The organism is Flexithrix dorotheae DSM 6795 (assembly GCF_000379765.1).
GTDB lineage: Bacteria > Bacteroidota > Bacteroidia > Cytophagales > Flammeovirgaceae > Flexithrix > Flexithrix dorotheae.
On sequence record NZ_KB903439.1, the window covers coordinates 154,549 to 162,761 of the forward strand.

Annotated in this window: 7 protein-coding genes; 4 read left to right on the forward strand and 3 right to left on the reverse strand. The window is 36.2% G+C overall.

Going from position 1 to position 8,213, the window contains the following annotated elements; genetic code table 11:
- Window positions 1-36: 36 nt before the first annotated feature.
- Complete coding sequence (locus A3EM_RS0113545) at window positions 37-1,392, reverse strand: NAD-dependent succinate-semialdehyde dehydrogenase (RefSeq protein ID WP_020528759.1); 1,356 nt, start codon at window positions 1,390-1,392, stop codon at window positions 37-39.
- Window positions 1,393-1,739: 347 nt separating this feature from the next.
- Window positions 1,740-3,083 carry an ATP-binding protein gene (locus A3EM_RS0113550; protein ID WP_020528760.1) on the reverse strand — a complete coding sequence of 448 codons (1,344 nt, stop codon included), beginning with the start codon at window positions 3,081-3,083 and terminating at the stop codon, window positions 1,740-1,742.
- 364 nt (window positions 3,084-3,447) lie between these two features.
- Between A3EM_RS0113550 and A3EM_RS0113555 the strand changes: the two genes are divergently transcribed.
- Window positions 3,448-4,407 (forward strand): ThuA domain-containing protein, encoded by a 960-nt coding sequence (locus A3EM_RS0113555; protein ID WP_020528761.1) that lies wholly within the window; start codon window positions 3,448-3,450, stop codon window positions 4,405-4,407.
- 120 nt (window positions 4,408-4,527) lie between these two features.
- On the opposite strand, the gene A3EM_RS0113560 is transcribed toward A3EM_RS0113555, so the two are convergent.
- Window positions 4,528-5,292, reverse strand: a complete 765-nt coding sequence (locus A3EM_RS0113560) for a winged helix-turn-helix domain-containing protein (protein WP_169513358.1) — start codon at window positions 5,290-5,292, stop codon at window positions 4,528-4,530.
- Between the two features lie 206 nt (window positions 5,293-5,498).
- On the opposite strand from A3EM_RS0113560, the gene A3EM_RS0113565 reads away from it, so the two are divergent.
- The 3 genes from A3EM_RS0113565 to A3EM_RS0113575 form a co-directional block, all read left to right on the forward strand.
- Window positions 5,499-6,533, forward strand: coding sequence for a ligand-binding sensor domain-containing protein (locus A3EM_RS0113565; protein ID WP_020528763.1), 1,035 nt, complete (start codon window positions 5,499-5,501; stop codon window positions 6,531-6,533).
- A gap of 341 nt (window positions 6,534-6,874) precedes the next feature.
- Window positions 6,875-7,942, forward strand: a complete 1,068-nt coding sequence (locus A3EM_RS0113570; protein ID WP_026210283.1) for a sensor histidine kinase — start codon at window positions 6,875-6,877, stop codon at window positions 7,940-7,942.
- Between the two features lie 46 nt (window positions 7,943-7,988).
- Window positions 7,989-8,213, forward strand: a 225-nt coding sequence (locus A3EM_RS0113575) for a hypothetical protein (RefSeq protein ID WP_026210284.1), incomplete at its 3' end; no start/stop codon positions are given.

An 8,213-nucleotide genomic window follows, 5' to 3' on the forward strand; every position in this document is an offset into this window, starting at 1 on the left:
CAGGAATGATGGGCTGGCTTTTTTAATTTCTGTTCTTTACTTCACATAAACCGTTTTCCGGTTTACAAATTCCAGAATACCATCTTTAGAAAGTTCCCTTCCATATCCTGAAATTTTGGTTCCTCCAAAAGGCAATCTTGGGTCAGATTTTACCAGTTCATTTATAAAATAAGCGCCATCGCTTACTTTTGAAGACATGGCAATCGCTTTCTCAATATTGGTGGTGCATACAGTTACCCCAAGTCCAAATGGAGATAATTCAGATAACCTGAAGGCATCCTCCACATCCTTGGCCCTGATCATGGCGGCTAAAGGGCCAAATGTTTCTTCCTTAAAAGCAGGCATTTCAGGGGTCACATGTTTCAAAATTGTAGGCTCATGGAAACATTTATTTTGCTGACCACCCCATACTAATTCAGCTCCCATTTTTATAGAGTCCTGCACTTGTTTTTGAAGATTTTCTGCCAAATCTTTTCTGGCCAGAGGACCAACTTCAGTGGTTTCTTCTAAGGGATTTCCAGATTTTAATTTTTTTACAGCTTCAGTAAACCGGGATACAAATTCATCGTGGATGCTGTCTGCAAGTATAAATCTTTTCGCAGCAATACAACTTTGACCACAATTGAGCATCCTTGCTGTAAGTGCAGTCTTTACAGTCTTTTCAATATCGGCATCATCCCAAACTATAAAGGCATTACTTCCTCCAAGTTCCAACAATGATTTTTTAAGGTTTTTGCCAGCTATTGCAGCAACCGAAGCACCGGCTTTTTCACTTCCTGTAAGTGAAACGGCCTTCACAGCATCATGGGAAAGTATATTTTCTATTTGGCCGTGGCCCACAATTAAGTTCTGAAAAACACCTTCGGGAAATCCGGCTTCAGTGAAAACCTCTTCAATTAAAATGGCACAGCCATATACATTGGAGGCGTGTTTTAAAATGGCGGTATTTCCAGCGGTAAGGGTAGGAGCAGCAAACCTGAAAACCTGCCAAAAGGGGAAATTCCAGGGCATTACGGCTAAAATACAGCCCAATGGTTCATGTTTTACAAAACTTTTTTGAGCGTCTGTTTCAATAAACTCATCCTTGAGAAAATCTGCGGCATTTTCAGCGTAGTAGTCACATACCCAGGCACATTTATTGACCTCGCCCTTTGATTCTTTTATCGGCTTCCCCATTTCCAGGGTGATCATTTTGGCATATTTACCTTCGTTATTCCTCAAAACATTTCCCGCATTTTTCATCAGTCTTGCCCTCTCTTCCAGAGGTACTGCTCGCCATTTTTCAAATGCTGTGCCTGATCTGGCTAGTTTTGAAGCGGTTTCTTTCTCAGATAATTCAGCATATTGGTTCAGGATTTCCCCATTATAGGGGTTAATACTTTTGTAAGTCATCTTGATAATTGTTTTTAATCATTAATGCACTTTTTTAAGGCAACAATGTTTTCCAAAAGGTTGTTTAAGTAAAGTTGAAAAAATAAAATTCACATTTTCAGGCCTTTATTTTAGCTCAGGAAGATACTTTTTTAAGGTGCATAGCAACTTTACGCCACAAAAAAAGCGGATGGCTAGCTGAAGTAATAGGTAAAAAAACAGGCAGAAATCAGAAAATTACTTTTTTATCTTTACTAAAATGGAAGTTCGTGAAAAAAGAATTTGGAAAAAAGTAAAAAGAGGTGAAATTAATCTTTAGGCGTGAGTAAAAAGCACAAATTGATAGATTAGAAATCGAGAAGTTATTTTTAAACCATAGATTTTTCCAAAGATTTTAGCCCTACCACAAAAGTTGCCCCATTACCTGTTTTATTAGGTTCGTACCAAACATCAGCCTCAATAAGTTCGGCATATCGTTTTACAAGGGATAACCCCAGTCCTGTAGAAGTTTCTCCGGCAGTTGGTCTTGAAGTTAATTTGGAGAATTTTTTAAATAATTTGCCCTCTTCTTCCGGTCTTATACCTTGTCCATTATCAATTATTTTTACCTGTAATTGTGCATCCATTTTTAGGATATCCACCATTACAGTGGTATCAGGTAAGGAGAATTTGATGGCATTTGAAAGAAGATTTTCAAGCACAAGTTTTAAATAAGTATCATCAGTTTTTACCAGGGCATTGTCAGCCTGGTCATTAATTCGAATATTGATGCGCTTTTTTTCAGCCTGTTCTTTTATCCTGCCTAATACGTGTTCGATGGTAGCCTGCAGGTTGGTGGTTTCCCATTTTATTTCCAGTCCTTTTTGCTCAATTGCATCCATTTTGAGGACTTTATCAATCAGGTCCTGCGCATTTACTGTGGATTCCAAAATCAAATCAATATATCTTTCAGATGGTGTATTTTGATCAGTTTTTAGGAGATTGGTTAAACCTAGGATATTATTAAGCGGGCTCCTAAGGTCATGAGCCAGAATCCTGATGATGGTGTCTTTTTCATTTACCAGTTTTTCCAACTCAGAGGATTGCTGGATTATAGTTTCTTTTTGTCTGTTAAGGATAATATTTTTACTTTCTACCTCTTCCAGGGCTTTTCGCTGCATATTTTCAAAAACAAAAGAAATGAATAATATAATGAGTAAAAGGCCTGGAATGACTGAAATATATAATTCAGTTTTGAGGGACTGGTTATATTCTATCGGTAATTCAATTCCATTAAGGGCAAATATCCCCAGAATAATCATAGTGAGAAAGGCTATTCCTCCCCAAATAATTCCGGATAACCTGTTAACCACCAAAAGGGCCAATACCGGTGTGGCAATAATCCAGGGATAGATTGCAGAAAAAACCCCTCCTGAATAAATGGCGAGCACAATGACAGCAAAAGAGCCAATGAAGATAAATACATTTCCCAAATAAAGGGCCGGTATTCTGGTTTTTAGAAAGAAGGGCAACAATAAAAATCCAACAACATTGGAGATCATTAAATAAACACCTTTCTCAAATTCGTAAAAAACACTAAACCAGATATAACTATTTGAAAACAAGCTTGTCAATAAACAAGCCCGCACCAGCAAACGGGAACGTCTAAGTTCTTTGATATCCTGAAATCGCCATTCTCCAATAAAATAATCAACAAGCTTAGCGATTTTCATAGTTTTAAAAAATTGGTCATAAATAGGTTAAAATGCATCAATTAGTCCGGTTAAAATAGGTTAGCGCAATATAAAAAATTTTGGCTCTGATGCAAAGATTAATTAATTGCAGGGAATTAAATACACTCTCCTAAATGTTTTTCGCAATTATAGGGCAGAAAATTGTATCCTAAAATTTGGTAATCCTTATTTTTAATCAATCAATATCCTATGGAGTCACGAAGTGAATTAAAGCGTATTATTAAATAATCATAATTCTCTATCTCCTAAAAATTGTAGTTTGCCAGTTTATGATTAATTTCAGGAATTTAAAACATAAGACCACCGAATCACAGAACTATTACTATAAACAAATTTATAAGAGATGAAGAAAACCATTATTTGCATTGTTTCTATTTTATGGTGCACATTTACGGCAAATGCCCAGTTAAAAGCACTAATTGTTGATGGCCAGAATAACCATCAGGTTTGGCCGAAATCTACCATCATGATCAAGCAATATCTGGAAGAAACAGGTTTGTTTGAAGTAGATATATCTCGCTCTAAATATACCTGGAAAGCTGAAAGAGAAGCAGATTATCTTGCCATGGCGGGAGTTGGAGAAACGGAGGAGCTGGAATCGCCCAAGACCGATCCCGATTTTGCCCCTGATTTTAAAAAATATGATGTAGTCATTTCAAACTTTGGGTGGAAGGCCGCAGACTGGCCGGAGAAAACACAAAAAGCATTTGAAAAATTTGTAAAATCCGGAGGAGGTTTTGTTTCAGTTCATGCGGCTGATAATTCCTTTCCCACCTGGAAAGCCTACAATAAAATGATTGGCCTGGGTGGCTGGGGTGACAGAAATGAAAAAGATGGCCCTTATGTATATTACACAAATGAAGGCGAGTTGGTGAGAGACAATTCCAAGGGAAACGGAGGTGCTCATGGTCCTCAGAATGAAATTACTATAACGGTACGGGTTCCCGATCATCCGATTACCAAAGGAATGCCCAAAGAGTGGTTAACCGGAAAAGATGAATGTTATGCCAAATTAAGAGGGCCGGCAGAAAACATGACCATTCTGGCCACAGGGAAAGATAATTCGGGAAAAGCACCTACGGATAGACATGAACCGGCACTAATGGTTTTGGAATATGGTAAAGGCCGGATTTTCCATACTACCCTGGGGCATGAAGATTATTCTTTCGAAAATGTAGGAATGATAATTTCCCTGATTAGGGGAACAGAATGGGCGGCCACTGGAAAAGTGACTCAACCCATTCCAGACGATTTCCCAACTGCTACAGAATCTAAAAGCCGAAAGTTTGAATTGAAGAATTAAATCACTTCAAAAAAAGTTCCTCTTGTTCATCAGGAGGAACTTTTACATTTTGAAATAAAAGATGATTGCTGATAGGATTTTTCCAACTATTAGCTCTTGAACTATTGCATTAGGTATTGTTTAGCCTGTTTTAAATATATATCCTTTGCCGTGTTGATTTAGGATTTTAACCTTGGGTGTTTTTTCAATTTTCTTTCTTAATCTTGATATATACATATCCAAGCTCCTTCCTGTTACTATACCTTTTTTCAGCCAGACTTCATTTATCAAATACTCCCGGGTAACAAGCTCTCCTTCATGGATAAGCAGAATGCTTAGAATTTGTGCCTCCCTGTCAGTTAATTGAATTATTTTTTCATCAAAAAATATTTGATTAAGTTGTTGGTTGAGTACAAACCCATTTTTTTCTATCAAACTGTTATTTTTTGGTCCAAGTATTTTTCTTTTGGATATCGTAATCCCGAAAAACGTAAATAGTACAATAGACATACTTGCAAAACCCAATGCATTAACATTGCCTCTGTAACTAATTTTCTGCTGATTATAAAAACTAACATCTATCCAATAATATGACTGTGGAAGTGTTCTCCCAAGACATGCTATTTCTTTTTGTCCTAAATGGTCAATCTCAAATCCGTAGACAATTTCTTCGGAACCTGCACCAAGCACATGAACGATAGCCCCTAATGCAATATCTGGTGTAATATGTTTTAAGGATATTTTCAGCAATTCTCCCGGTTCAATGGTAATTGGCTTATCAAATTTTAACCTTAAAGTCACGGAATCTACCTGCTGAATTGGTGGAACTGGAGTATGATAATCATGAGCATTTGATAACAAATTATCACCGATAGCCCTCATTGCAAGATGTTCTTGCTTCTTCAATAAATTGTTATTTGGAGGGTCAAGTAACTTAAAAGCAAAGAGGCCAAAAAAGCATGCTAATACGAGGCATATATGACTGATATTTAAGCTTTTATAATTTGTAAATACATTTTTTACAATCATTTTACTAATTTTTTACAAATCAGGCTCGGTGTAGGAAGAACCTTTCATTTAAATTCAACATTAGATAAACAAATCTAAGAATTATGATAAAAACATTATTAAAAGGGAAAGTAAAGAAAAACATACAGGCTTACATCTTGTTCTGGATATTTGTTCCTTGTACTTTGTGTGAAGCGCAAAATACAACTGAATTAACCAGGGAAGTTATTACTGACTATGGACCTAACAGTATTACCCGTACTATCGAGCAAGATCGAAATGGCAACCTTTGGATTGCTACCTTTCAGGGTGTTTTTCGGTACGATGGAAAATCTTTCACCAATATTACAAATGAAGTGAGTTCTGCCCGATTCTTTTCTGTTTTAGAAGATAGTAAAGGCAACTTGTGGTTTGGGTCTATAGGCTCTGGTGTTTATTGTTACAATGGGAAATCTTTTCAACACTTTACAACCAAGGAGGGACTACCCAATAATGAGATTGTTTATATTTATGAAGATAAAGCAGGAAATATTTGGTTTGGGGCAAACGGGGGGGCAAGTCGTTACGATGGGAAATCTTTTCAGAATTTTATGATTGAAGGAGATTCTATGATTGAAGATAGAACAGGGAAAACTTTTCCAGATTTTACACGCCCTCCAATGGAAGTTAATTCTATTATTGAAGACAAAACAGGCAGGTTATGGTTTGCTACAAGGGGCAATACTTTCGTTTATGATAGAAAAAAATTCACCATTTTAACCCATAATAACAAACCTTTTACAAATGTCCGTACTATCACTGAAGATAAAAAAGGCAATATCTGGTTGGGCGGTACGGATGGTCTTTGGCGTTTTGACGGTAGTGAATTTACCAATATTACCAGGAATTTTGTTGGGTATATCTACGAAGATAAAAAAGGAAATATTTGGACAAGTTCCGAAAGCACTCAGGGTTGGGTACTTTCCCGGTATGAGGAAAAGTTCCTGACTAATACCCAGCCAATTGCAAACGAAATAAAGGTAGCAAATGATAATATGCTTTTTGGAATTTTAGAAGCTCATGATGGTAGTATCTGGTTTGGTGCTTTGGATGGAGTGTATCGTTATGATGGAAATACCATTAATGATTTTAAAAAGTAATGGAAGCCATTTTTTGACACAAGTATTCCAATCCCATATCCATCAAGCTAACAAAAACATTTTTCTTTGTTTGTAAATAAAATTCTCCAATTGCTATTTCTTTTTGGTATCATTCCAACTTTCAAACCCACTTTGCAGACAAATTTTCCCACTTTGCATATTACATTTTTAAATATGAATTATTCAAGTGACATTTAGCAGGTATAATTTTAAGCACCAGTGCACCACACCGGGTGCACCACACCGAGTACTATTATTTCCGAGAAAAAGTAATCTCTCTATCAGTCTTTTATGGCAAAATAAGACACGATTATTTTGGAATTACTACTTAAATTTGAGTTATGAAGAGGTCAATAGTTATATTGCTACATGTAGGATTTTGGATTTGTTATTTTTTGCTGGTATTGGTAATTCTGGGAGCCATTTATGGGAGTAGGGGAGAAGTAGATGATTCCAAAATTGAAGCTGCGTTCAAAGCTATTTTATTTTTTGCCTTAGTCCCTTCGGCCATATCTTTTTATTTGTTTTATTTTCTGCTCTTTCCCAGGTTTTTAGAGAAAAAGAATATTTTTCTTACCATCGTCTATGGTGTAATGGTGGCTTATTTTGCTGCAATGGTCGGTTGGAGTATCTTAAGTGGTACATTTGGGGAAGTATGCGACCTTGGTGGAGAGTACGAAGATGAAGATTACTCTGAAGCAGGGGTTATTTTATTTATGACATTTATCGCTTTTGTTTCCGGAATAATTGCCTGGGTGATTCAGGGTTTCCTCACCTGGGTGAAGGAAATTAAATTGAAAGAAGCACTTGTACAGAAAAATCATGAAATGGAATTGGCTTTGGTAAAATCCCAGCTCGATCCGCATTTTCTATTTAATACCATCAATAACATAGATGTGTTGATTTTAAAAAATGCAGAAGACGCTTCCAACTACCTGAATAAACTTTCTGATATTATGCGGTTTATGCTCTTCGAGACCAAAACAGAGGAAATTTTGCTGGCCAAAGAATTGGAGTATATGGATAAATATATAGCGCTTCAAAAAATCAGGACTTCAAATGCAAATTATGTGAACTACCAGGTAAATGGCACAGCAAATGGAAAAACTATTGCTCCGATGGTTTTTATTCCTTTTTTGGAAAATGCTTTTAAACATACCAATAATAAAAAGCTGCAGAATGCCATCAATATCGATATCCAAATAGAGGAAAATGCCGTAAAAATGAAATGTGAAAACAAATTTGATCCTACACGGAAACCTACAAATGGCTATAATGGATTGGGAAATGAGTTAATTAAAAAACGACTTAATCTGATCTATCCGGAGAGGCATCAGCTGGAAGTGGTAAAGAAAAATGAATCCTATATGGTTTCTTTAACTATTAATAATAGAGATGTTCTGGTGTAATTGCTTGATACTCAATAGTTGTTATCTTTGGGATAAAAAATAAACAATGGCAATATCCTTAAAAGAAATAAGAACAGAGCGACAATGGCGGGCCAGTACAGGTCTAAATGAGGAACAATTTAAAAAATTAGTGAATTTGTTTGAATCCGCTTATGAAGAACTCTTTGGGGAAAATATTCAGGATCGACAAAGTAATTCAACAGGTACGAGTACTTTTCAAAGTTATGAGGACTTATTGTTTTTCGGATTGTATAGTATCAAAAGCGGATTG

What these genes read in the sequence shown, in the direction of transcription:
- A3EM_RS0113570 (WP_026210283.1), top strand. Translation starts at nt 6,875, where the DNA reads ATGAAGAGGTCAATAGTTATATTGCTACATGTAGGATTTTGGATTTGT.
- A3EM_RS0113565 (WP_020528763.1), top strand. Translation starts at nt 5,499, where the DNA reads ATGATAAAAACATTATTAAAAGGGAAAGTAAAGAAAAACATACAGGCT.
- A3EM_RS0113555 (WP_020528761.1), top strand. Translation starts at nt 3,448, where the DNA reads ATGAAGAAAACCATTATTTGCATTGTTTCTATTTTATGGTGCACATTT.
- A3EM_RS0113545 (WP_020528759.1), bottom strand. Translation starts at nt 1,392, where the DNA reads ATGACTTACAAAAGTATTAACCCCTATAATGGGGAAATCCTGAACCAA.
- A3EM_RS0113550 (WP_020528760.1), bottom strand. Translation starts at nt 3,083, where the DNA reads ATGAAAATCGCTAAGCTTGTTGATTATTTTATTGGAGAATGGCGATTT.